Source organism: Halotolerantifilum yawarlongkerapense, assembly GCF_054506745.1.
This window is the reverse complement of the sequence record NZ_CP199719.1, coordinates 2,692,635-2,716,779: the sequence shown is the minus strand read 5'-3', so window position 1 is coordinate 2,716,779 and position 24,145 is coordinate 2,692,635. Positions and strand designations below refer to the sequence as shown.

At 51.8% G+C, this 24,145-nt stretch carries 21 protein-coding genes; 7 read left to right on the top strand and 14 right to left on the bottom strand.

Annotated elements, in window-relative coordinates; all coding sequences use genetic code 11:
* Positions 1-183 precede the first annotated feature (183 nt).
* Positions 184-2,502, top strand: coding sequence for a family 65 glycosyl hydrolase domain-containing protein (locus ACULM0_RS13285; protein WP_463678023.1), 2,319 nt, complete (start codon positions 184-186; stop codon positions 2,500-2,502).
* Positions 2,492-4,090 (top strand): alpha-glucan family phosphorylase, encoded by a 1,599-nt coding sequence (gene glgP / locus ACULM0_RS13280; RefSeq protein WP_463678022.1) that lies wholly within the window; start codon positions 2,492-2,494, stop codon positions 4,088-4,090. Before ACULM0_RS13285 ends, glgP begins: the two co-directional genes overlap by 11 nt.
* A 77-nt stretch (positions 4,091-4,167) precedes the next feature.
* Here glgP and ACULM0_RS13275 read toward each other — a convergent pair whose 3' ends face one another.
* Both ACULM0_RS13275 and ACULM0_RS13270 read right to left on the bottom strand, forming a co-directional pair.
* Entirely contained in the window at positions 4,168-5,628 is a 1,461-nt protein-coding gene (locus ACULM0_RS13275; protein WP_463677354.1) for an IS91 family transposase, read from the bottom strand.
* A 109-nt stretch (positions 5,629-5,737) separates the two neighbouring features.
* Entirely contained in the window at positions 5,738-6,073 is a 336-nt protein-coding gene (locus ACULM0_RS13270; RefSeq protein WP_463678021.1) for a DUF1292 domain-containing protein, read from the bottom strand.
* A gap of 109 nt (positions 6,074-6,182) precedes the next feature.
* Between ACULM0_RS13270 and ACULM0_RS13265 the strand changes: the two genes are divergently transcribed.
* Positions 6,183-6,755: a 5' nucleotidase, NT5C type gene (locus ACULM0_RS13265; protein ID WP_463678020.1), complete on the top strand. Its 573-nt coding sequence runs from the start codon at positions 6,183-6,185 to the stop codon at positions 6,753-6,755.
* Here the strand turns inward: ACULM0_RS13265 and ACULM0_RS13260 are convergent.
* Positions 6,752-7,180, bottom strand: a complete 429-nt coding sequence (locus ACULM0_RS13260) for a MarR family winged helix-turn-helix transcriptional regulator (RefSeq protein WP_463678019.1) — start codon at positions 7,178-7,180, stop codon at positions 6,752-6,754. The genes ACULM0_RS13265 and ACULM0_RS13260 overlap by 4 nt on opposite strands.
* A gap of 250 nt (positions 7,181-7,430) precedes the next feature.
* On the opposite strand from ACULM0_RS13260, the gene ACULM0_RS13255 reads away from it, so the two are divergent.
* A complete protein-coding gene (locus ACULM0_RS13255; RefSeq protein ID WP_463678018.1) occupies positions 7,431-8,420 on the top strand; it encodes a YhdH/YhfP family quinone oxidoreductase in 990 nt (329 codons plus the stop codon).
* A gap of 41 nt (positions 8,421-8,461) precedes the next feature.
* Here ACULM0_RS13255 and ACULM0_RS13250 read toward each other — a convergent pair whose 3' ends face one another.
* The gene (locus tag ACULM0_RS13250) at positions 8,462-8,824 is read right to left on the bottom strand and encodes a VOC family protein (protein WP_463678017.1); all 363 of its coding nucleotides are present in this window, start codon (positions 8,822-8,824) and stop codon (positions 8,462-8,464) included.
* 9 nt (positions 8,825-8,833) lie between these two features.
* Positions 8,834-9,655, bottom strand: a complete 822-nt coding sequence (locus ACULM0_RS13245; protein ID WP_463678016.1) for a stalk domain-containing protein — start codon at positions 9,653-9,655, stop codon at positions 8,834-8,836.
* 177 nt (positions 9,656-9,832) lie between these two features.
* Between ACULM0_RS13245 and tnpA the strand changes: the two genes are divergently transcribed.
* The 3 genes from tnpA to ACULM0_RS13230 all read left to right on the top strand — a co-directional run bounded on the left by tnpA (position 9,833) and on the right by ACULM0_RS13230 (position 13,413).
* Positions 9,833-10,240, top strand: coding sequence for an IS200/IS605 family transposase (gene tnpA / locus ACULM0_RS13240; RefSeq protein ID WP_463678015.1), 408 nt, complete (start codon positions 9,833-9,835; stop codon positions 10,238-10,240).
* Between the two features lie 5 nt (positions 10,241-10,245).
* Complete coding sequence (locus tag ACULM0_RS13235; protein ID WP_463678014.1) at positions 10,246-11,484, top strand: RNA-guided endonuclease TnpB family protein; 1,239 nt, start codon at positions 10,246-10,248, stop codon at positions 11,482-11,484.
* Between the two features lie 264 nt (positions 11,485-11,748).
* Positions 11,749-13,413 carry an ATP-binding protein gene (locus ACULM0_RS13230; protein ID WP_463678013.1) on the top strand — a complete coding sequence of 555 codons (1,665 nt, stop codon included), beginning with the start codon at positions 11,749-11,751 and terminating at the stop codon, positions 13,411-13,413.
* Positions 13,414-13,451: 38 nt separating this feature from the next.
* Here ACULM0_RS13230 and ACULM0_RS13225 read toward each other — a convergent pair whose 3' ends face one another.
* The 9 genes from ACULM0_RS13225 to ACULM0_RS13185 form a co-directional block, all read right to left on the bottom strand.
* Positions 13,452-14,291 carry a nitroreductase family protein gene (locus ACULM0_RS13225; RefSeq protein ID WP_463678012.1) on the bottom strand — a complete coding sequence of 280 codons (840 nt, stop codon included), beginning with the start codon at positions 14,289-14,291 and terminating at the stop codon, positions 13,452-13,454.
* Between the two features lie 14 nt (positions 14,292-14,305).
* Entirely contained in the window at positions 14,306-15,535 is a 1,230-nt protein-coding gene (locus tag ACULM0_RS13220) for an aminopeptidase (RefSeq protein WP_463678011.1), read from the bottom strand.
* 56 nt (positions 15,536-15,591) lie between these two features.
* Positions 15,592-16,539, bottom strand: coding sequence for an aromatic acid exporter family protein (locus ACULM0_RS13215; RefSeq protein ID WP_463678010.1), 948 nt, complete (start codon positions 16,537-16,539; stop codon positions 15,592-15,594).
* A gap of 1 nt (position 16,540) precedes the next feature.
* The gene (locus ACULM0_RS13210; RefSeq protein ID WP_463678009.1) at positions 16,541-18,595 is read right to left on the bottom strand and encodes a transporter substrate-binding domain-containing protein; all 2,055 of its coding nucleotides are present in this window, start codon (positions 18,593-18,595) and stop codon (positions 16,541-16,543) included.
* A gap of 101 nt (positions 18,596-18,696) precedes the next feature.
* Positions 18,697-19,428: an amino acid ABC transporter ATP-binding protein gene (locus ACULM0_RS13205; protein WP_463678008.1), complete on the bottom strand. Its 732-nt coding sequence runs from the start codon at positions 19,426-19,428 to the stop codon at positions 18,697-18,699.
* Entirely contained in the window at positions 19,425-20,180 is a 756-nt protein-coding gene (locus ACULM0_RS13200) for an amino acid ABC transporter permease (protein WP_463678007.1), read from the bottom strand. Before ACULM0_RS13200 ends, ACULM0_RS13205 begins: the two co-directional genes overlap by 4 nt.
* 15 nt (positions 20,181-20,195) lie before the next feature.
* Positions 20,196-20,993, bottom strand: a complete 798-nt coding sequence (locus tag ACULM0_RS13195; protein ID WP_463678006.1) for a transporter substrate-binding domain-containing protein — start codon at positions 20,991-20,993, stop codon at positions 20,196-20,198.
* A 134-nt stretch (positions 20,994-21,127) separates the two neighbouring features.
* Positions 21,128-21,391, bottom strand: a complete 264-nt coding sequence (locus ACULM0_RS13190; RefSeq protein WP_463678005.1) for a hypothetical protein — start codon at positions 21,389-21,391, stop codon at positions 21,128-21,130.
* On the bottom strand, positions 21,388-24,135 hold the full coding sequence (locus ACULM0_RS13185; protein WP_463678004.1) for a cation-translocating P-type ATPase: 2,748 nt from the start codon (positions 24,133-24,135) through the stop codon (positions 21,388-21,390). The genes ACULM0_RS13190 and ACULM0_RS13185 overlap by 4 nt, the downstream gene beginning before the upstream one ends.
* Positions 24,136-24,145: the final 10 nt, after the last annotated feature.

Here is a 24,145-nt window from a genome sequence, read left to right as displayed (position 1 = left end):
GCTCTCTTTCATGTACCTTGATTATATCCGACGGGGAACCGTCCTTTGAATAGTGAGAACTGACAAGAAGGAACAACTGCTTTGTGTAGCCTGACAAAGTACCCTTGCTCCGTTGGTTTCGGCAGACCTTAGGGTATGCGTCTGATATAATGAAAGAAATTCGAGAAAAGAAAGGTGATCATCATGCGACAATACGTAGCATTAGACCCCTGGAGAATAATCGAGGAAGGCTACCATCCCGAAACCAATGAGATTTACGAGAGTCTCACCAGCCTGGGAAACGGCTACTTGGGTCTTAGGGGAAATTTTGAAGAATCCTATTCGGGGAAGAGCCTGAAGGGCACGTACATTGCCGGCGTCTACTACCCCGATAAAACGCGCGTCGGTTGGTGGAAGAACGGTTATCCTGAGTATTTTGCCAAGGTCCTCAACAGCGCTGATTTTTTAAGGCTTGACATCCGTGTGAACAACGAGGTCCTCGACTTGCACCGGCATCGACCCGAGCGGTTTTCCAGGGTCCTCGATATGCAGCGCGGTCTTCTGACGAGGAGCTTTGAGGTCACGATCGATGGCGCACGCCTGAAGATCGACGCCGAGCGTTTCACCCATATGAAGCGCCTCGAGACAGTCGTCGTCGCCTATCGCATCGAGGTCCTCGATGGCCAAGCGGAACTGGATGCCACTTCTCTGCTCGATGGTGAGGTGCGCAATCAGGATGCCAATTACGATGAGTACTTCTGGCGACCGATCGATCAATCAGCATCGGATACCTTCTGTCACCTCACCCTTGAGACCAAGAAAACGGCCTTCCAGGTCACGACAGCCCAGCATACGGGGTTTGTGAAGAACGCCACGACACTCCACGCAGACCGGGTCATCGATGAGCACCTTCTGGTGGGACAGGCCATCCACACGACACTAAAGACTGGTGACCACCTGACCATCACCAAAACCATCACCGTGACCAACAGCCGATACACGGCTCCCGAGGACCTCGTCCCCAGGGCACGTCAACTCTCAAAGGAGAGCGTGCAGCTCGGTCTCGAGACCCTGCGCAAAGAACAAATAGAGAAGTGGGAGGAAATCTGGGATCATGCAGATATCCTGATCGACGGGGATGTCGCGGCGCAGCAGGGTATCCGCTTCAACATTTTTCACCTCAAGCAAACCTACACCGGGGACGATCCCCGGCTGAACATCGGCCCCAAGGGCTTCACCGGGGAAAAGTACGGTGGGAGCACCTATTGGGACACGGAGGCTTACTGCCTGCCCTTCTATATGAGCACCAGTGGCGAGGAGGTCGCAAAGAACCTGCTGATCTACCGTCACAACCATCTGGAAAAAGCTGTTGAGAACGCTGGAAAGCTCGGGCTCGGGGGCGCCCTCTACCCCATGGTCACCATGAACGGGGAAGAATCCCACAATGAATGGGAGATCACCTTTGAGGAGATCCACCGTAACGCCGCCATCGCTTATGCCATTTACAACTACGAGAGGTACACGGGGAACGACACCTATCTGTTCACCAGAGGACTCGATGTGTTGGTAGAAATCAGCCGTTTCTGGAGGAGCCGCGTAAACTACGTACCGCAAAAAGATGTTTACATGATCCTCGGGGTGACCGGACCAAACGAGTACGAGAACAACGTGAACAACAACTGGTACACGAACCGTATGGCCACATGGTGTCTCACCTACACGCTCGAAGTCCTCGATCGGTACAAAACAAGGGACGGCGACGGCTATACCCGTTACCTAGATGAAAAGCACATCACGCCCGACGAATGCACCGCTTACCGACAGATCATCGATAAGATGTATTATCCGGTGGACGAAACGCGGGGCATTTTTCTCCAGCAGGACGGTTTTCTCGATAAAGACCTCACGCCGGTCAATAAGTTAGCGCCTGAGCATCTTCCCCTCAATCAGAATTGGTCGTGGGACCGGATCCTGAGGAGTTGTTACATCAAGCAAGCCGATGTGCTCCAGGGTCTCTTCTTCCTTTCGCACCAGTATGATCTCGATACGAAAAAGAGAAATTACGATTTCTACGAACCCCTGACCGTGCACGAATCCTCCCTCTCCCCTTGCATCTACTCGATCATCGCCGCCGATCTCTCCTATGAAGACGAGGCGTACAAACACTACCAGAGGAGCGCGAGACTCGATCTCGACAATTACAACAACGATACGGAAGACGGTCTGCATATCACGTCCATGGCAGGTACATGGATGAGCATCGTCTACGGTTTCGGGGGGCTCCATGTGACGGATGACCGTCTGCACCTCAGGCCCTTTATCCCCGCCCAATGGGATCGCTACGCTTTCCGTATCGTCTTTCGCAACCGCCTGCTTCATGTTGTGGTCACCAAGGCAGACACGACGCTAACGCTGCTGGAGGGAGAGAGCCTCAACCTGGTCGTCTACGGAAAGACGCACACTGTACCTTCGGGCACACCCCTGGTGTGTACCGACCAAGGAGGTCAAAACAATGTCCGATAAACGCATCGCTTACTTCTGCATGGAATACGGTCTCGATGTAGCCTTTAAGAATTACGCAGGGGGGCTCGGCATCCTCGCGGGAGATTACATGAAGGGGGCCAAAGACCACGGGTATCCGATCGTCGGCATCGGCATCCGCTGGCAAATGGGCTACACCGATCAACGGATCAAAGATGGTCATCCCGTGGATACCTACGAGGAACAGGACCACGATGAACTGATCGATACGGGACAGACGGTGGAGGTGACCATCGAAGGCCATCCCATCACCCTGAAGGTTTGGAAGCAAGAGGCCTACGGCAATGCGCCGCTCTACCTGCTTGATGCCGATATGCTCGGCAACGGTCCCTTCGCCAAAATCACCGAGCATCTCTACGGTGGTGATTACAAGAACCGGATCGCCCAGGAGATCGTTCTGGGCATCGGGGGCGTGCGCGCGCTGAGGGCGCTGGGCCTCGAGGTCGATCTCTATCATTTCAATGAAGGCCATGCCCTCTTCGCGGCCTTTGAACTGATCGAAGAGAAGAGACGAGCGGGTGCATCGCTGGAGAAAGCCACCGAACAAACGCGAGAGAGCGTCGTTTTCACAACCCATACGCCCGTTATCGCGGGTAACGAAGTGCACCCCCTGGTCGATCTAAAGGCACTCGGTGCTACGCAGACACTTCCCGATGAATGGCTGATACGAATGGGAGAAAAACCCTTTAGCATGACGAAGGCGGCCCTGCGACTTTCGAAAAAAGCCAATGCGGTGGCGCAGCTCCATGGAAAAACCGCGAACGAGATGTGGAAGAGTGTTGAGGAGAAAGATCCGATCCTGGCGATCACCAATGCGATCCATAGACCCACTTGGGTAGACGAGCGTATGCTCGAGAGTGTCTCTACCGACGTCCTGTGGACCCTGCACATGGAGAACAAGCGAGCGCTCATCGACTTCATCGAAAAGCGCAAGGGAATCCGTCTCAAGGAAGACCACCTGCTCATCGGTTTCGCAAGGCGCGCTGCCCCCTACAAGCGTTCCGACCTGATCTTCCGCGATGAGAAGCGGATCGCTCCTCTGCTTTCCTCCGGTCGCCTGCAAATCGTTTTCAGCGGAAAAGCACACCCCCTCGATAGCGAGGGGAAGGCCATTGTTGCCCGGCTGGTCAAGATGCAGGAAAAGTACCCCCAGAGCGTCGTCTTCCTAGAAAATTACGATATGACAATCGGACGTATGCTCACCCGTGGTGCCGATGTCTGGTTGAACAACCCGCGACGCCCCATGGAAGCCAGCGGTACCTCGGGGATGAAAGCCGCCATGAATGGTGTCCTCAACTGTTCGATTCTCGACGGCTGGTGGCCGGAAGCCTGCGACCACGGCGTCAATGGTTGGCAGTTCGGTGACGGCTTTGAGTCCAAGGACAAGAAAAAGGCCGACGCCCACGATCTCGAGGCCCTCTACTCGGTGGTCGAGAGTGAGGTGCTACCCACTTATTATGATGCCCCCCAGAAATGGAGAAATATGATGCTGGCCAGCATCCGAGACACGAAAGATACCTTTGATGTCAAGCGAATGCTGGCGGAGTACGACGAAAAGCTCTACCGCTAGCATAGCCACACCAGAACAAAACCGCCTTCGGCGGCAATAAATCAAAACCTACACGGTGATTAGACTATTCATTTAGTCTATGGGTACCATAAGCCCATTGCACTTGACACACAGTGCAGTGGGTTTCCCCTTTTCATCGCAGTTTTCTGGTGTAGACATTTCGTAGACGATATCTGCATCGATTCCTTCTTCATAGCCACAACGTTTGCATCGAAACTGAACATACTCAACTGGTGCATCTGCTCCGAATGGGATGGTGTATTCTCGTTCATCCATTTCTCTTCACTCCTCGATGGTATAGTAAGACAATTCTCTGTTACATCATAAATCAATCCATACTTCGGATGCCATATCTCCCATAATTCCATCACATGCTTACATTTCTTACAACGCATCGGATCTTTTGAAAAGTTTTGAATGAGTCTTTGGCGATAACTCATTTTCGATGCTCTTTTATTCCACCAGCTTTTGTTTGTATAATAGGTCCGCTGGTAGCCACTTTTGATATATTGCTGTAAACCATACATCCTTTTCCTCGTCAAAGCAGTTCTACCTGAATAGATTCCATAGCGCCTGACTAACTTCTGATTTTTCATTGGGATATGTTGAACGAGTTTGCCCATGAATGTATGGATGCTTTCTGTGACCTCTTCTCGTTTTTCGCTCTTATGATCAATATACCAATACCTGATTTCTCTCTCAGTGACCCCCATGATGCGGTGTTCTGCCATGGCTGGTCGTGCCAAGTAGCGCCCAATATACTGGGCGCTCTTCTTGGCACTTTTCATTTTCCCCTCTGCATAAACATAAAATCCGTCTTTGTATCGTTTGAAATAGCCACTGTACTCTCGACTTTTATGGGGATTTTTCTTGATCATGTATTGGATAAGCTTATATTGCCAGATCTTTCGAAAACTCGTGTAGTTGAAATAGTTCAGTTCACCTATTTCATCGCCTTTCATCTTTATCTCTGGGATCAATGCATGTACATGTGGATTGTATTTTAAATCACGACCAAAGGTATGAACCACGCTGATCATACCAGTTTGCCACAGTAAACCTTTTTGCTTACGTCGTTTTCTTCTGTCATATGCTTCGCGATTTTTTCCATTCACCCTGTTGATGGTTTCCTCAACGACTTCCCACGCCAAGACTTGCAAATCCTTTAAGCAGTCCTTGTTATAGAAAAAGTGCGCTCTGAATTCCTCAGGTATGGTGAATACACAATGGCGATGGATCACATCTAGCAGTTTAGACTGCTGCCTATCGCTCCATTCATCACTATATCTCTTTCCACAACTATTACAAAACCTACTTTTACAGGTGAATCCAATTATCTTTTCTTCGGCGCAATGGGTACACTTATATTTGATATACCCTCCTTTTGGATCTCCACATTCGATCATCTTCTTCACTTGAGATTGAATCTGCTCTCGTTGCGACTCTGGAAACTTATGGGCATTTTCTTTCCAGAAGTCTGCAAAGTGATCCCTGAAGATATCTTTTATTCTGTATTTGGCATCAACAGTTGTTTTCATAGTATCAGTTTATCTTTCCTCTCTACTGATGCCAACTACTTATTCTCATTTCATCCACATCTCTTTGCGCATGCTATTTCCTAAGCTATAAAGAAAAAGAGGGGGAAGCCTAAGCTTCCTCCTCTTCTTCTTCGTCCATATAATCAAGGAACTCTTCGTAGGCCGCACGCACCGCATCGTAGCGTTCGCCGTCCTCAACCCGAGTGACGATGACCTCGTCGCCCTCTTCCTCGTAGTCGTAGATCAGGATGATTTCTTCATTCTCCGGAACCAGAGAAATATACTCGCGCTCCTCGAACTCAAAAATGTCGAGGACCTCACACACGACATCCTCACCCGATTCAAGTGTCAATGTGATCGTGGTGACATCTTCTTCACAGTGGCAATGACCGTCATGTTTATGATCATGGTCGTGGTCGTGCCCGCAATGGCAATGTTCGCTCATTCATGTACCTCCTTTGGTAGTACCTTCAGTTTAACAGAGATTTTACCGCAGGGAAATATGGATTTCAAAAATTTTTCGTAAACTATCTATGACGAAGGAGGCGATCAAGATGAAACGCATGACCATTGGAATCGATATCGATGGCACTATCACAGGTGCTTATGACTGGCTACCCTATGCGAACCAATACTTTGCACAGGATAAAAGACCCGAAGACATCCACTGCTACGACATCCACACGGCTTTTGGCGTCGACCGAATGGCCTACCGATCCTTCTACGAGAGTTTCAAATACCTACTGCACGCAAACAACACACCCAGACCCTACGCACCCGAAACGGTAGAGCACCTCTCCTTTCGACACACCTGCCACTATATCACCGCACGGGAGACCGGTCTCCGCCACACCACGGAACATTGGCTGGAGAAACACGGGCTCCCGAACATCCCCCTACATATGCTGGGGGCGCATGACAAGGTACCCACTGCACTGGCGCTCGGATGTACCCTCTTTATCGAAGACCGCTACGAAACGGCCATCGCCATGGCAGACCGTGGGATCCCGGTCCTGCTCTTCGATACCGCTTACAACCGTGGAAAGGCACATTCCCTGATCACACGGGTGAACAGCTGGGGTGAGGTCAGACGCTTCATCGACTGGATGCAAACGGCCACCGCCTAGTCGAAATTGCGGTTCATCTTGCTTAGCAAGCGGAGGAACTGCTCCTTTTCCACGTCGTCAAAGCCCTCGAAAGCCGTCCTGACGACATCCGATGAAATGTCGCGGTAGGCCCCCTCGATCTCACGCGCCTGGTCCGTCAGGTGAATATAGGAGATCCGTCGATCCGATGGGTCTTTATGTTTGTTCACGTAACCGAGGTCCATCAGCTTGTTCACCAGGGAGGTCACCGTCGACTTGTCCTTGCCGATCAACTCGGCGATCTCGCTCATCTTGAGCTTTCCCCCATTATTGTAAAGGACCGTCAGCACGTTTCCATGCGTGGGAATCATCTCCCCTAGTCCGGCGTTCATTAGCTCTTCCTCTATAAATCGAATCATTTTTTTCTTCGTTTGACTGATATAGAATACGATAAACTGATCTTTCACTTTGCACCACCTCTGCATCTATTATAGCAGAAAACTAGGATTTTGAATGGTTTGACACCAAACCTTTTGCAGGTGTATACTGAACACAAGAATTAATGAAATCACCTTTCAATTATTGTAACATATGTTCTGTTTTCTCGACAAGGAATATTGAGCATACTGCGCGAAAAAACGCCCTAACTCACGACTGAAGTTACGAGTGTGCGGGCGTTAAATCATCAAGCAAAAGGAGAAAGGAAAGGATGAACCCATGGATACCTATCGTGCACTTTATATCATTGAAACCGATGAAGGTACTTATGAAAAACAGATTGTCGAGCGGCAGATCAGCGATCTTCCCGAGAACGACGTCCTCATCAGGGTGAAGGTCTCGAGCCTCAACTACAAGGATGCCCTCTCCGCCACGGGAAACCGCGGCGTCACACGAAAGTTTCCCCATCAGCCCGGTATCGACGCTGCCGGTGTTGTCGAACGCTCAGCGGACGACCGCTTCCAGCAGGGCGATGAAGTGATTGTCACGGGATATGATCTCGGTATGAATACGCCTGGAGGGCTCGGCGCCTTTGTGTCGGTGCCCGGGGACTGGATCGTGAAAAAGCCCGAGGGACTGACCCTCGAGGAAACCATGATGTACGGTACGGCCGGCTTCACTGCGGCCCTATCCGTCGATGCCCTCAGCAGGGCCGTCTCACCAGAAGACGGTAAGGTCCTCGTGACCGGTGCCACCGGCGGCGTAGGATCCACCGCCGTGGGGATCCTGTCTAAGCTCGGTTATACCGTCGCGGCCGCCACGGGCAAACCCGACAAAGCTGACCACCTTACGCACCTGGGCGCCGACGAGATTGTCGACCGCAAGGACATCGATGACCAGTCCGGGCGGGCTATGCTCAAGGGACTTTACGCTGGCGTCATCGACACAGCGGGTGGTAACACGCTGGCCACCGCACTAAAAATCGCTTCCTACGGAGGCGCCGTCACTACCTGCGGTAACGTGGCCGGGGACATGTTTGAATCCTCCGTCTACCCCTTTATCCTGCGGGGGATCACCTTGTTCGGTATCGACTCCGTCCAGTGCGACCACGAGACTCGTCTGAGAATCTGGCAGCATCTGGCTTCGGACTGGCGTCCAGAACACCTTACCGAGAACGTAAATCACCTCACCCTCGAGGAGGCCATTCCGGCACTCGAAGCGCTGATCGACGGATCGCACAGCGGACGCAGCGTCGTCCACCACAAGTAAGCGAAAAACGGCTGACTCCCCATGGGGAATCAGCCGTTTTATTATCCTTCGTATCGCTCGACAAACTCAAATCGCTCGCCGTTGGGACCTCTGAAAAATTGGATCCTGGCTTTGCCCACCACCCGGGGCTCTCCCAGTAGTGGCACTTCTGCTTTTTTGAGCATCTCGATTTTCTCGTCCAGCTTTTCCACCTTAAAGGCGATATGTTCGATCGGACCGGGATGACGTGGTTCGTTGGACTCCCTGTAGATGAGCTCGATGATTGTGCCCCCGACGTCGAGGAAGACGAGGCGGCTGTCCGGGTACTGGTAATCCTTCAGCACCTTGGCCTCTAGAATATCGCGGTAGAATACCAGCGACTTTTCGATATCGAGTACTTTGATTCCAATATGTCCAAATTTCATTTCCTTCTCCTATTTGTAGAAGTATTCGCCGTCGATGACCTTGTACAGGCGGTCGCTCATGTGTGTCCAAGGTTTCAGGTTGAAGTACAGGCAGTTCGCCACATTGTTCTCACCGAGCAGCGCCCGCTTTGAAGCTTCTATCGAGTCTGCCGAAGGCTGCACATTTTCAAAACTCGCCTTGTGCGCCGGTGGAAACTGTACGTAGCCTCCCGATACCTCGAAAATCACGTCCTTCACCGTACTAGGAAAACGCGGATCCTTCACCCGGTTGAGCACGACATTCGCAACACCAATTTTCATATCGAAATTACCGTTGGTCTCCACCTGCACGATTTTCGAGAGCCAGTAAAGATCATCCTCATCGATGGCTGGGGTTTCGGAGAGGTATTTCTTCTCCGCGGTTAAATTCAAATCCGTTTCAATCGTCACTGTTGCTTCTTCGGCATCCCAGTTCGTCTCGAAGCCGTAAAGGTTCGTGAGGAAGCTGAGCGGTACGTAAGTCCGGCCCCTGCTGATGAAAGGAGCGGCGTCAATAGATCGGTTCTCTCCATTCACATGAGCTTCCGATGAATCCATATAGAGATCCACGGCCAGTCCACTATCCCGTACACTGACCACCTGCTTCTCATCATTCCAGAATAGCTGACCCCCGAGGGTCTCGGTAAAATATCTCGATACGACATAGACGCGTCCGTCGATCAGATAATTGGGTGCCTCACCCGTGATATAATAGTCGTCCACTTTGACGCTCACCGCTTGGTGCTCCATTGCAAAAAGCGCTGAGGTGCTTAAAATCAGGACCATGAGGAGCATTACAATTGTTTTTCTCATGACATATCCCTCCTTACCCAAGCATTTTATCACAAAAGCTGAATCTCTGGTATGACAATTTGATGCTTTATTGCCCGCACACTCGTGACTTCAGTCGTGAGTTAGGGCATATTTTCTACTTTGGATCTCATATAAACAGCTCACACATGCATTTGCATATGTTATAGTTTAATTGAGGTGTTTAAATTGAAAGAAAAGCACGGTAGAGGTTACGTATATTCAATTCAATATCATTTAGTCTGGTGCGTGAAGTACCGTAAGAAGATATTGGTTGGCAATATAGAAGACACTCTAAAAACAAAACTAAAACAAATCGCTATAGAGCACGGATTCGACATCTTGGCCATGGAATGTGATACAGACCATGTACATCTACTTGTCGATTGTTCCCCTCAACACTACATTCCAAATATGATCAAGGCATTAAAAGGAGTTTCCGCGAGGTATATGTTCAAATTACACCCCGAGATCAGAAATCAGTTATGGGGAGGAAACTTGTGGAACCCTTCTTACTTCGTCAGCACGGTAAGTGAAACGACCGAAGAGCAAATCCGAAGGTACATCCAGTCTCAAAAGGAGAAGTAACACTTATGGGTAAACGAATGACGGTCAAAGAAAAAAACGAGGTACTGGCTAAACAGGGTCTTCAGTTGAAACACTATGGCCTTGTTCTTCGTGTTTATCCTACTGAGGAACAGGCGATTCTCATCAACAAGACCATCGGATGTGCCAGGATGATCTACAATAAATATCTCGATGCGAGGAAAACCTATTATCGCGAGAATGGAGAGAAACTTTCGGTTGGTAAGTACAAGAAGGAGACCATGGTGCCACTGAAGTCCTCTGAGGACTATGGTTTCTTGAAAGAAGTCGACAAATTTGCTTTAGAAGCGGCTTGTGAAAACGTCGAGAATGCTTACGTCCGTTTCTTCGAGCATCAAAACCGATATCCGAAGTTCAAATCAAAACGTAGAGCTAAGAAGGCTTATACAACCAAGATGACGAATAACAACATCGAAATCATCGGTTCTTCTCACATCAAATTACCGAAACTTGGGAAGGTGTCCATGGCAAAAGTAAAAACAGCAAGAAATAAAGGAATACTCAAGAAAGCGCGAGAGGGTCATGCAAGGATCTTAAAAGCGACGATCACCCTGAAGGGCTCTAAGTATTATGTTTCCCTTGCTCTCGAAGAGACGATCGAGTTGGTAAAGCCCTTGGAGATCGAGCATATTGACGCTTCAAAAGCAGTCGGTGTTGATCTTGGCCTCAAGACCTTCGCCACCATCTCCAATGGTGAAAACACCGAGTTCATCGAAAGAGCCAAGTTTATCAAGGAGTCGGAGAAGAAACTGGCCAAGCTCCAACGAAGGTTGGCAAAAAAACAGCTCGATTCACAGAATCACAAGAAGGTAGCACAAAAAATAGCAAATCTACATGGTCATATAGCAAACCATCGAAAAGACTTCGCCCACAAACTGAGTACCCGGTTGGCCAACGAAAACCAAGTGGTTGTACTGGAAACACTGAGTATCAAGGGCATGGTCAAGAACAAGAAACTATCGAAAGCCATATCAGATGCGGGATGGTCTCAGTTCATTACCTTCCTGAAGTACAAACTGGAGTGGCAGGGAAAGCATCTTGTACAGATCGACCGTTGGTATGCCTCATCTACGATTTGCTCTTCCTGCGGGGAGAAACACATCGCCCTTACGCTGAACGACAGAAAGTGGTGTTGTAGTCACTGCGGTGCTGAGCACGAACGGGATGAGAATGCAGCCATCAACATCAGAAAACAGGGTTTAGATACATTAGGCATCTCAGCCTAAGGATAAGCGGTACCAAGTGTACCTGCACCGTTGGAACAACGGGAAGTGCCTGTCACACTCGTGAGCAGAGCCAAGCTCTGTAGGAGGCTTTGTAAGACTTGGGTTGCTCCTGCAATCTAAGCGGTAGCCGGTGAAACAGGAAAAAGTGGTCGTCGCGAAAAGGTGATAACCGAATCCCGTGACTTCACTCATGGGTAGTTCAAGACCAGAGCTTTCGATGGGTATGAATAAAAAAGCTATCCAAGGAGCGAGGTGTCCTGTACGATGAGAAAATTCAAAGCCCCAGCAGTCTTCTTCTTGATCTTCTTAGCCTTTCTTTCCGCCGCACTTTTCGAGGGAAAACGCAGGGAACTCTCCGATCAAAATGCCCTGAATGCTAAGGTCTCCGTCCTACAGGCCACCCTCGACAAAGAGCTCGGTCAGCGACTGCGGAATGTCTACGGCATTCTGGCCTACGTGGCCGAGAAACCGGACTTAAGTGAAAATGATTTCTTGTCCTTTACCGAACGATTGCTGCCGACAGACGAAGGCCTGATCTTGAACCTGGCCCTTATCCAGGATACCACGATCTTGTACCAGTATCCAAAGGACCCCAATGTGACGAGCATCGGTGTGGACCTCCTTGATGTACCCGAGCAAGCACCTTCAGTGCTTCGTACCAAATCTCAGGGGCATACAGTACTGGTGGGTCCCGTAGATTTAGTTCAGGGGGGTAAGGGATTGATTTTCCGATTACCGATTTTTCTTGATGACGAATCCTACTGGGGACAACTATCTTTGGTGATCGACTATGACGCGCTGATTGAATACACGGATCTAGGAAATCTGGAGACCTCCCATCACATTATTCTATACACGGATATCAGTGCCTACAAAATCCTTTACAAAAGTTCGATTTCGCCGAGGAATGCGAAGCTCTATCCGATTAACCTCGGGCTGACGACATGGTATCTCGGTGTGAGTCCAAAAGAAAGCCGCGGGCCGGACATCCTGGCTATGCTACTGATCATCGCGGGCCTTTTCTTCGGCCTGCTGGTTGCCTACGGCATTCACCGCATGCAACATCAGAACCATGAGCTAGAGGCACGGGTGAAGCAACGTACCCAGGCGCTCGAAACTACCAACACCTCCCTCAAAGAGGCGCTGGAGAACCTGCGCAGTACCCAAGAACAGTTGATCCTCACGGAGAAGCTGGCGGGTCTCGGCGATCTCGTCGCCGGTGTCGCTCATGAAATCAACACCCCACTCGGTATCGCCGTCACGCTGTCGACCCACCTTGAGGAAGTGAATCGCGGTTTACGAGAAGCCCAGGATAAGGGGACACTCACGCGAGCGGATTTTGAAATGCAACTAAGCGAGGCTTCGGAAGCCATTGCCCTCATGTCCAGCAACCTCCAGCGAGCCGCCGAATTGATCTCGAGCTTCAAGTCCCTGGCCAGTGACCAGCACACGGGAGAAGAACGGAGGGTGGATCTTGGAGCTTATCTTGAGGATATCCTTTTGAGTCTAGAACCGCAACTCAAGGGAACGCCCCACCGCCTGACGATGTACCTCCCGCGAGGCTACACAACCACCGTGAACACCGGGGCCCTATCCACGGTAATCACGAACCTCTTCACGAACGCCCTTGTACACGGTCTTCATGAACGCGATGCCGGCCTTATTCGGATCGAAATCCACCGGAATGAAGGCGACCTAATCCTCAGTGTGTCCGACGATGGCGCGGGGATTCCGGCAGAGATCCAGGATAAGATCTTCCTACCCTTTTTTACCACCGGAAGGCAGAGGGGCTCCACCGGTATAGGACTGCACCTGGTCTACAACGCTGTGGTAGCCGAGCTCCACGGTAGCATTCGCTTTGAAACTGGAACCCTAGGGACGACCTTTATCGTGAGCTTTCCACAAGAAAACGACCTCTCATCGGCTTAGACCGGAGAGGTCGTTTCTTTTCCTTAGATCGTCTGGATCTACGCTGTGGGACCGCTCAGCCGGTAGGTGCACAGGTACTCGCCCTCGGTCAACAACCGTCGTTCCTCCACCTCATTGGCAAAGGTCCATCCACGGTTGATCAGGCTCACCTCGAAATGCGCCATCGCGATACCCATATCGATCATCTGGATGTTCACACCCCTAAGGTCTTGGTACTTCTTATCGGGATGCAGAAAGAAGTGGACGCGGTCATCCTCCACGATCAATCTCCAGGGTTGCTTATTCGAGGCAGAAGGGGCCAAACGAACCATCTCGAGGGGCTGCCGCAAGGGGTGGTCTCCAGGGATGGGTCTACCGACCTGCTCGTAGGAGAAAAGCTCATCGAAGGCCATCCGCTGATGGCTTTTCGCCACAAAACGGATCGCCTGATCGACCAACCGTCGTCTGGCCTTTGGATAGCCGTAAGGGATGATCGCCGGAATCGTCAACTCTTCTGCGATTCCCAAGGCGTGATGCACCGGTGTCCTCCTGAAGGTACCGCCCAACCAGCATGTGCCGATCCCACGGTTTGTCAAGGCCAGTACGGCCAGTTCCATTCGATAGCCCAGATCGACCAGGTGCTCTCGATCGGTCCGCTCGATCACGGGAACGAGGTAGCCCTGCGCCCGATCGATCACACCGTAGGTGCCGAAACGTTCCCCCGTGGCAGTGAAATCTTTCATCACGGGCTGGTTGTACAGTGACGTCTCCGTGCCGAAGGGACTCTCTGCCTCCTCCGCGCTCTCCAGAATCACTTCGAGCGCCTTGACATCCGCCGGATCCAAGGCCCGGTTCTGAAAGCTCCGGGTGGACACCCGGTTCGCGATCGCATCATGCATGGTCTTTTCAACTCCTATATGGCAAAATTGCCCTTCTCGAAAATCTTGACTTCTCGTCCGTCTCGTGTGGTTGCCACGATCTCCAGATCAGCGGTGCCGATCATGAAATCTTCGTGTACAATCGAATGGTTGACGCCTTGTGATAGCTTGGTCTCCGCATCCATTGTCTCATGGTTCTCCAGGCACATGGGGTAGGCCTTTCCCAAGGCCAGGTGGCAGGATGCATTTTCATCGAAGAGGGTGTTGTAGAAAAGGATCCCCGTATTCGAAATGGGAGAATCATGGGGAACCAGAGCCACTTCTCCGAGTCTGGCGGCACCCTCATCGCTCTCGATAAGCTTCTGCAGATGCGCCTTACCCACGACTGCATCGTAGGCCACCACGCGCCCCTTTTCAAAGCGGAGCCAGAATCCATCGATCAAATTCCCGCGGTAGTTCAGCGGCATCGAAGCGTAGACGATGCCCTCCACCCTCTCGCGATGCGGGAGGGTGAAGACCTCTTCGGTAGGTATGTTGGCGATGAACGCGACGCCCTCAGTGCTTTCGTCTGCTCCACCTAGGAACTGGTATCCCTCCGGGAGTCCGATCCTGAGGTCCGTGCCCAAACCGTTCTGGTAGTGCAGGGACTCGATCTGCAGATCGTTCAGGATCCGCACTTTTTCCTGTAGAGTGTCCTTGTGCTTCTGCCAGGCGGCAACGGGATCCGGCAGATCGGCTCGCGTCGCCGCAAAGATGGCCGTCCATAATTTCTCAACCGCCTCTTCGTCGGAAGCTTCTGGAAACACTTTTCTGGCCCATCCTTCTGAAGGTGCAGCGATGATACACCAGGTGTTTTCGTTATTCATCCTGCGTTCCCTGTACACTTCGAGCGCTTCGCTCGCCGCCTTGAACTGCCGGCTCATACGATCGGCATCGACACCGTTCATCAGTTCCGGATCGGTATCTGCGATGTTGATAAAAGCAGCCCCTTCTTGGGAGAGCGTTTCATAGTATGCTCTCTTGTAGTCGGGATAACGGTCGAAAAGCGTATCATCCCCACGCAAGAACAACATGCGGCGCAGGGGATCATCATGATAATCGGCGATTACCTCACTCGCACCAGCGTCATAGGCCTTCTCGGCTAGTAATCTGAGTAGCTGGGCATTCTCAGGGGTCGTGGCGATCACCAGCTTTTGTCCCTGCTGGATGTTGACGCCCTGGTAGATCACGAGTTCTGCGTACTTGTTCAGATGTTCACGGTTCACAGTATCACACTCACTCTCATATAATATTTTTTATATATCTTCTTCATTATAGCATATCATGCCTGGGGGTCCTTTTCAGGAACCAGGGTTTTGGAAAGATTCTCCTTAAATATTGTGAGTACGAAACACAGGCGCTTATCCTCAGGGAGATTCCCTTCCATCTGGCCCTTCAGATACCCACGCATCATCAGACCCATCCGGTGCAGGTCTTCCCGATCCATGCGCTCCAGACCCTCTTCCCGCCGCATGAGATGATCGAGTAGCAAGTGGTTTAGGTCCCGCAGCGCCCTGAGGATCCGGTCGTACGCTAACTTTTCCACATCCTGACGGTCAAAGCGCCTCAGGTCATCGAGGTGGCCCTTGATAAAATCATGATCGGCAAAGAAGGCGATCAATCGGTCGCGCATCACATGATCTGGGACACTCCCCTCTTCTAGCGCTTCCACAAGCTGTAGCGAACGCTCGTAGAGGTAACAGGTTCTCTTGTGCAGCATCCTTCGGTAGAAGAGCAGGCTGAACACCACGTTGACGATCATCGCGATGAGCACACCGGCCCCCAAGGACAACATGCGTAACCTGAAAGTGAGCAACATGCTCGGATCACCGTTTGCAGATAACTGGATGTACTGTGTCATGTAAATGGCAGTAAAGATGGCCACGGGGGACACCTGCCTGAAATCGATAAGCAGTGAGATGTACACTGTGATCGCCACCGCCAAGGGCACCGTCACCACGTTCACACCAAAGAGCATCACGAGCAGGGCCGTTACCAATCCCCCGAGCACCGTTGCCTTCAACTGATCCACGGCCACGCGGAACCCGGTCATGGCAACGGGTTCCAGTGTCAACATCATTCCGAAAAGCAGTGAGATCATATCGCGGCCGATCAAAGGGTGGTTGGAAAAAATGGCATATGCCGCGAATACCCCGACAAAGCTCTTCGCGATGTATAGTGGCGAGTCGAATCGCTTGGCCTCTCTCCCGAGGAACAGCCACCTGAACATATTATCTACCTCCTGATGATTCATCGCGGGCCTTGAACGCCCGCTTGTTCTCATACATGCGGTCATCCGCACGTTTGAGCGCAGTTTCCAGATCCATCACTTCGCCACGCCGTACCGATGTGCCCAGTGCGACGGAATAAATGTCCTTGATCTCCCGCTGGAAAATCCTCAGTTCCTGCTGAATGGCTTCAGGTTCTGCTCCTTCGGCTACCAACAGGAACTCATCCCCTCCCATCCTAAAAAGCTGATGATCACCAAACCGGTTCTGCAGCGCACGACCAAATCCCGCCAGGTAACGATCCCCCTCGAGGTGCCCCAGCGAGTCGTTCACCCGTTTCAGGTAGTTGAGATCCATGACGCAAAAGGTCTCCGGATAAGCGCGGTTTTGATTCTTCTCCTCCCAGTGGTTGAAGTACAACCGATTTTTTAATCCGGTCAGCGGATCGAGATAGAGTAGCTTCTCTCTTTCCTTGAGCAGTAAGGTCTCCGTACGTTTTTTCATCAGCTCGATAAAGAGGAGATAGAGACCGACACCCGCCACGGTCAGGATCACGAGCAGGAGGCCGATGATCGATCGGTACCGTCCACGCTCGAGAGGTTCAAGCGGCGGCGCCGTACTGAGCCCCTTCTGTTTGAGCTGTTCGTAGTCGATGAGCACCATGGCTTTGTTGAGGATCGAGGCAAATTCCGGTTGTGAACGGTGCACCCCGAAGTAGAGAAAGCTATCGGCCGAAGTGGTTCCTTTCTCTATGATCTCTTGGTAGCCCAGGCCGTTGATATAATAGGAGGCCACAGTTGGATTTTCAATCAGATAGGAAGCCTCGCCTGAGGCGACTGCCTTCAGAGAGTGCTTGATGTCTGGTGTGGTCAGGATTCTTGGGTCCTTGAGGTTCTTCTGGAGGTGCTCTTCATGCCAGAACCCCTCGATGACAGCTACCCCTTGACCTTCCAGGCTGTAAACGTCCCTTACCGGTGGCGTGTTTTTTAAGCCGTAGATGCGGTCGCGCTCGGTTGAGAAGGCCCTGGGGAAGAGGAAGGTATCCAATCGCTCTTCGCTCTTGGCCATGTTCATGATATGGATCTCACCCTCCTCAGCCCGGGAGAAGAGTTCATCAAAGGTTCCGCTTTCGACCGACATCTCGATACCGGTGATGGCACATAGTTCTTCGAGCACTGCACCTGCAATCCCTCGAAAGCGACCCGCTTCGTAGTGATCAAAGGGCAGATAGTCCGTCGCCGCTCCGGCGATGATCCGACCGTCCGATTCTAGCCATGCCCGTTCTTTGTCTGTGAGTCGGAGAATTTTCCTCGTGTAGGCCACACGCGCACCATCAATGGCACGGTCGATCTTTTCACGATGGGTAAACAAGACGGCATCGATTCGATCGATCAGTTCCGCATCTTCTTTTCTCGCGGAGATGGTCAGATCCGATGTCATCTCCGTCAGACTCATCATGTGGACGACAAGGGGATAATCATGGATGTACTCGTGCACGATTCCGCCACCTGATGTGATGAAGGCTTGCACCCTGCCGTGTCCCAGGGCATCGAGCGCATCATACTCGCTGTCGAAATAGACCGGCTCGATGGCGAGACGCGTGTAACTTTTCTCAAACACACCCACGATGGCATCTCCTGTCAAAAAGGCCACCTTTTGTCCATCCAGATCGCCCAGGGAACGCACGGACTGGCCACGTGAGATAAAGACATCATAGGGGTAGCGATGCACCGGTGTGGTAAATCGCATCCACTCCTCGCGTTCCGGCGTGCGATTGGCTCCCACGAGTAGGTCGATCTCTCCGTCTTCAAGACCCTTGAAGATTTCCGCCCACTCTCTCTCTGGGGAGACGGCAATCTCAATCCCTAGTTCCTCTTCGAGGATCGCGATGACATCGACAAAAAACCCCTTCGTTTCACCCGCTTCTTCAAAGTAATCCATACCAGAATAGGGCAAACCGAGTACCAGGGGTTTCTTTAGATGCGCATCACTTGTATGGGCAAAGGCGGTACTATTCAGAGATATGAGGAGGAGCAGACCGAGGATCCACGAACGCATCGCAGGTCACCATCCTTTGTTCGTTTCCTTTTATTCTACCAAAATCTACTGTTGATTACCACCGATGATAAAAAGCCGCCCCCATTGGGGACGGCATGATGTCAATCCTCGTGAAAGGTGAGCACCTTGTCGAGAAAGTCCTTCAACTTTTGCGTTTGCGGTCGCTGTAGCATGTCGGGGCCACCCTGTTCCACGATCTTTCCCTCATCCATGAAGATGATATGGTCGGCCGTATGCTTGGCGAACCCAATCTCATGCGTGACGAGCACGATATCTCTTTTTTCCTCCACGAGCTTTCGTATGGCCACCAGCACCTCGTAGGTGAGGATCGGATCGAGGCTGGAGGTGGGCTCATCGAGCAAGATGATCGAGGGCTCTATGGCCAGGGCACGGACGATCGAGACGCGTTGTGACTGACCGCCACTGATCTGATGGGGTAATTTGTGTGCGTGAGGCATCAGATCGAAACTCTCGAGCAGACGCTCGACCTGAGGCAAGACCAATTTCCTGGGTTTCTTATGGACCTTTTCTAGGACCAACAGGATATTCTCCATCACCGAGAGGTGACTGAACAGGTTATGATCTTGAAAGACAAAGCCCACGGTCTTCCGATAGCGGGAAGCCGTCTCTTCGTCGATCTCCTGGTCGTTGACCAGGATCCTGCCCTCGTCAAAGGATTCGAGTCCCGCGATCAAACGGAGAAGCGTGGATTTGCCACTACCCGACGCCCCGATGAGAGCCACCACCTGTGCATGATCGATGGACAGGTTGATGTCATCGAGCACCGCGGTATCACCGTATCGTTTTGTGAGGTGTTGTAGATTGAGTTTCATGGACGCTCCTTCATAAAGTTTGCACGCTTCTCAAGGTAACGTATGAGCCTGAGCAGCGGTACCGTGATCAAGAGATAACCAATGGTCACCACGATGAAACCCTCGGTGACACGGAAAGAGTTGGCCTGTACCGTTTTGATGGCATTGAGGAACTCTTCCGTCGCCATATAGGAGAGCAGAGCGCTACCCTTGATCGTCAGGGCAAATTGCCCGGCGAGCGGCGGCAGGATCGTCAGCATCACCTGGGGGAAGACCACGTACCGATAGGTTTGATACGTGGAAAACCCGAACATCTTGGCCGTTTGCCATTGGTTCACGTGGATGGAATCGATGGCACCCTTGTAGATGTCGGCAATATAGGCACCGATATAGAGCGCCAGCGTCAAAACGCCGACCCAAAAGCGTGAGTTGAAACCGAAGGCAAAGCCGATGTAATAGAAAGCGACGATCACGATGACCATCAAAGGCGTTCCAAAGATCATGGTCTTGTGGATCTCGGCCAAGTGGTTCAGAATCGAGAAACGGGAAACCTGCATCATGTACAAGACCAGGCCCACCAACAGTGCGATCACGAGCGATAAGAAGCTCAGGACGATTGTATTGAGCCAACCGGAAAACAGCACCCTCCGATAGGTCCAGTAAGCCGTGTAGTCGAGCTCACCACCCGTTGAGCGGATGGTGATGTAGTAAAAGAGCAGGCCGTATAAAATAATGGCCAGAAGAAAAGTCAAGCGACGTTTGATCGAAGACATTCTGTTCCTTTCTTCTTAAAAGAAGAAGTCTATGCCGTAGGCTTCAAACTCTACCATTTTGTCCCTGAGATAAGTATCTCTGATCTCATCGTAGGTCCCATCGGTTTTTGCTTGAGTGATAAAGGCATCGACCTGTTCCTTCAGTTCCGTTTCACCCTTTCTCATGGCCACACCCCACCCCTTGGTATTGGGTAGTGGTTCGAGGACCGCCCGGGTTGTATCCGGGTAATTCTCATGGTGTCGGATGATCGAGAGCGGATCGTAGATGAACACATCGGCTTTCCCCTGGGATACCTCTAGGACGGCCGTGGCTTCCTCGTCGATATTCTTGATCTGTGCCTCGGGCGCATTGGTCGCGGCCCATAGAGCGCCGATCGTCCCAGTTTTCGAGGCGATGATGACATCAGGATCGTTGAGATCATCAGGATGCTCAACCGGCGAATCGGCGCTGACCAGCATCATGAGCTGAGAGGTGGTGTAGGGGATGGAAAAATCCACCTTTTCTTCCCGCTCCTCAGTGATGGTCATCGACGAGATGATCAGGTCGATCTTGCCCGATTCCAACGAAGGAATCAAACTCGGATAGGGCGTATCCACGATTTCGATCTCCTTATCCAAATAGTCACCCAAGGCCTGGGCCAACATGACAGATGCCCCTTCGGGGGTACCGTCGGGACCTTTGGTCTCGAAAGGCGGGTACTGGAGTTCCATCCCGACCCGCAGTGTTTCCTTGTCAAGGGTTGATGTCGCATCCGGTTGACATCCGGTGGCTAACAACAACAGTGCAATGAGCAGTATGCTTAGTCTCTTCATTTTATCAAACCTCCATATGTTATATGTTCTATTCTATCACAGTTCATTTATACCTACAGCATTCCTCTTCAAACTGGCAAACGCTATCTACTTTCGCATGGGAAAGGGCCCGCTCTCTTTGACGGGCCCTCTATTCACTTCATCTTCTTCTCGGCCTCTTCGATTTTCTCCCGCGCGTTGGAGACGAGGGCCTCCAGTTTCTCCTCTGCCGTTTCACCCGCTTGATCAAGGGTTTCCTTGAGCATCTCGTACTGTTTTTGCAAGCGGTTGATCTCCTTTTCAAAGGCCACGCGTTCCTGTGGGCTCCCGTGGAAGCTCTCCACTTGGATTCTAAACCGGTCGATCATCACCTTGAGGTCCTTGATAGTTCGTTTCAATGCATCGGTTTTCTCGCTCATCGCGACTCCCTCCTTCTACGTTTGATAGATTTCAAGGTTTCATGTGCTGCTAGGAATACCAGACCGGCCCCCAGTACCATGGCCCATTGGAACAAACCAATCGCTTCAAATCCAAGAAAGCCTTGGATAAAGGGTGTATACACGACGATCAGTACCATGAAGATCGAAATACCGATGGACTGGAGGATCCGCTTGTTGTTCAGAAGATTCTTATTAAAAAAGCTCGTCATCTCATACCGTCTGGACATGATGTTGAACCACTGGGTCATGGCAATCGTCAGGTAGGCGATTGTCGTGCCCTGGCGGTAGAGCACCGTGCCTTCCTCCAGTGAACCGTTCATCCTAGAGAAAAGGCCGAAGTTTAAAAAGGCCAGACCACCCATCAGGAAGCCGAAGAACAAGATCTCGGCAAAGTGCCCGCTGTCGATGATATGATCATCCTTCGAACGGGGCGGTGAAGCCATGAGTCGCTCAGAACCCGGGTCGAAGGTCAGCGCGGTGAGCGGTAAAATCTCAGCGAGCAGGTCGATCGATAGGATCTGAATCGCCAGGATCGGTACCGGCCAGTCGAAGAGCGCCGCAAAGAGCAGGCCGATCAGCACGATCGTCAGCTCACCAGCGTTCGAGGTCATCGACGCTAGAATTGTTTTCTTGAGATTTTCGTAGATGGTGCGTCCCTCGCGGATGGCGTGAATGAGGGTCGGATAACTATCATCAAGCAAGATCAGTTCCGATGCTTCTTTGGAGACATCGGTCCCCATCTGTCCCATGGCCACGCCAATGTGAGCACTCTTGAGTGCCGGCGCATCATTCACACCATCTCCAGTGACGGCTACGATTCTCTCCTGCGCCTTCAAGAGTTTCACAATACGCAGTTTATCCTTAGGGGAAACACGTGAAAAGATCAGCGATTCATTCTCCGCCATCTTTCTCGATAAGTCCTCATCGCTCAGCTCCGCCAGCTCAAGACTGGTCAGCACCTCGGCGGGGTCGTCCCTATGGGATAAACCCACTTCGCGACCGATGGCCTGTGCCGTGATCGCATGGTCTCCCGTCATGATGAAAGTCGAGATGCCGGCGGCGTGGGCCTCGGCCATCGCTTCCCGTACCCCTTCTTTCGGAGGATCGATCATGGCCATGAGTCCTAAGAAGACCACATCTCGTTCCGTTTCCTCGATGGTATAATCCCGTTCATCGGCGTCGAGCTTACGATAGGCGATCGCCAGGACGCGCATGGCATTCTGGGCATACCCCTTAGCCCTTTCGCGGATCACTTCTTTGTCTTCCTCGGTCATCGGGACTTCTTCACCCTTGGCATACCGATGCCTGGCAATATCCAGGATACTGTCCGTTGCGCCTTTCATCTTGAGCACGTGACCCTCGGGGAATTTCCTCACGGAGCTCATCCGCTTCCGATCAGAATCAAAACTCAACTCGTAAATTTCGGGGTTTTCTTCGTCTTCAATGGGGGAGCGAGTGCCTACCTTCGTTGAAAGAGAGACCAATGCAGCCTCGGTGGGGTCACCGATGGCATACCATCCCTCGTGGTCATCGTCCGGCGCGTGGATCTCAGCGTTCGACGCCATGGTAGCCGCGTCGAACATCAGCTCAATCTCATCGATCAGTTCCTGGGAAACAGGGTGCCCCTCCTCATCGATCAGTTCCCCCTTGGGCTCGTAACCGAGTCCTGTCACCCGGAACTCTCGGTCGTCGAACCAAACGCGGGTGACGGTCATTTCATTCTTCGTCAGTGTCCCGGTCTTATCCGTGGCCACCACATCGGTAGAACCCAGTGTTTCCACAGCATTCAATTTCTTCACAACGGCATTTCGCTTGGAAAGTCGATCGACCCCCTGAGACAACGCCACTGTTACCTGCATGGGCAGGGCCTGAGGCACGACGGCCACCGCCACGCCCAGGGCATAGATCATCGCGAACTGCAGACCGAACCCCTGGTAGAGGCTCACGCCAAAGAGACCGAGGCCGATGAACACGGCCAACACGGCAATTTTGTTGGCCACTGTGGTCATCTCTTGCTGGAGTGGTGACTTCGATTGATCGGTCTCTTGGGTCATCGTGGCGATTTGACCCATCTCCGTGTGCATACCGGTTCGGACGACAACGCCTGTGGCCGAGCCCGACGCGACATTGGTACCGAGGTAGGCCATGTTATCACGATCACCGAGAGGCACCTCGCCCTCAATATGCAGGCTGTTCTTTTCTTGAGGCATGGATTCACCGGTCAAAGAGACGTCATTTGTACGCAGGTTAAAGGCCTCGATAATCCGTATGTCGGCCGGCACCTTATCCCCTTCTTCCAGGCGGATGATGTCCCCGGGAACCAAGAGCGCCTGGTTGAGCTCCGCTAGGGTCCCCTCCCGCACAACCTTCGATGGGGACTGAACGAGCTTGTTCAAGGATTGCATGATCTGCTCGGCCTTAAACTCCTGATAGAAACCGATGAGCGAATTGATAAAGGCGATCAAGAGCATGATGCCCGCATCTCGCAGATTTCCAATCACCAGGCTTAGACTAGCGGCCACGAGCAGGATAATCACCAGGACATCTTGGAACTGTCGCAAGAACAATAATAATCTCGAGGTGCCTTTGCCTGTTTGAAGTGTGTTTTCTCCGTGCTCTTCCAGCCGTCTCGAGGCCTCGACTTCGGATAGACCCGACGGTTCGGTCTTCAGATCTCGAAGCACTTCCTCGGCTTTCATCTGATAATAGGTACGATTCCTCATGTGCTTTCGG

Coding starts and splice junctions, on each gene's coding strand:
- ACULM0_RS13190 (WP_463678005.1), bottom strand. CDS start 21,391: ATGAGCGAGAAAACCGATGCATTGAAACGAACTATCAAGGACCTCAAG.
- ACULM0_RS13230 (WP_463678013.1), top strand. CDS start 11,749: ATGAGAAAATTCAAAGCCCCAGCAGTCTTCTTCTTGATCTTCTTAGCC.
- ACULM0_RS13235 (WP_463678014.1), top strand. CDS start 10,246: ATGGGTAAACGAATGACGGTCAAAGAAAAAAACGAGGTACTGGCTAAA.
- ACULM0_RS13225 (WP_463678012.1), bottom strand. CDS start 14,291: ATGCATGATGCGATCGCGAACCGGGTGTCCACCCGGAGCTTTCAGAAC.
- ACULM0_RS13255 (WP_463678018.1), top strand. CDS start 7,431: ATGGATACCTATCGTGCACTTTATATCATTGAAACCGATGAAGGTACT.
- ACULM0_RS13285 (WP_463678023.1), top strand. CDS start 184: ATGCGACAATACGTAGCATTAGACCCCTGGAGAATAATCGAGGAAGGC.
- ACULM0_RS13195 (WP_463678006.1), bottom strand. CDS start 20,993: ATGAAGAGACTAAGCATACTGCTCATTGCACTGTTGTTGTTAGCCACC.
- ACULM0_RS13270 (WP_463678021.1), bottom strand. CDS start 6,073: ATGAGCGAACATTGCCATTGCGGGCACGACCACGACCATGATCATAAA.
- ACULM0_RS13265 (WP_463678020.1), top strand. CDS start 6,183: ATGAAACGCATGACCATTGGAATCGATATCGATGGCACTATCACAGGT.
- ACULM0_RS13275 (WP_463677354.1), bottom strand. CDS start 5,628: ATGAAAACAACTGTTGATGCCAAATACAGAATAAAAGATATCTTCAGG.
- ACULM0_RS13210 (WP_463678009.1), bottom strand. CDS start 18,595: ATGCGTTCGTGGATCCTCGGTCTGCTCCTCCTCATATCTCTGAATAGT.
- glgP (WP_463678022.1), top strand. CDS start 2,492: ATGTCCGATAAACGCATCGCTTACTTCTGCATGGAATACGGTCTCGAT.
- ACULM0_RS13200 (WP_463678007.1), bottom strand. CDS start 20,180: ATGTCTTCGATCAAACGTCGCTTGACTTTTCTTCTGGCCATTATTTTA.
- ACULM0_RS13215 (WP_463678010.1), bottom strand. CDS start 16,539: ATGTTCAGGTGGCTGTTCCTCGGGAGAGAGGCCAAGCGATTCGACTCG.
- ACULM0_RS13250 (WP_463678017.1), bottom strand. CDS start 8,824: ATGAAATTTGGACATATTGGAATCAAAGTACTCGATATCGAAAAGTCG.
- ACULM0_RS13185 (WP_463678004.1), bottom strand. CDS start 24,135: ATGAGGAATCGTACCTATTATCAGATGAAAGCCGAGGAAGTGCTTCGA.
- ACULM0_RS13205 (WP_463678008.1), bottom strand. CDS start 19,428: ATGAAACTCAATCTACAACACCTCACAAAACGATACGGTGATACCGCG.
- ACULM0_RS13245 (WP_463678016.1), bottom strand. CDS start 9,655: ATGAGAAAAACAATTGTAATGCTCCTCATGGTCCTGATTTTAAGCACC.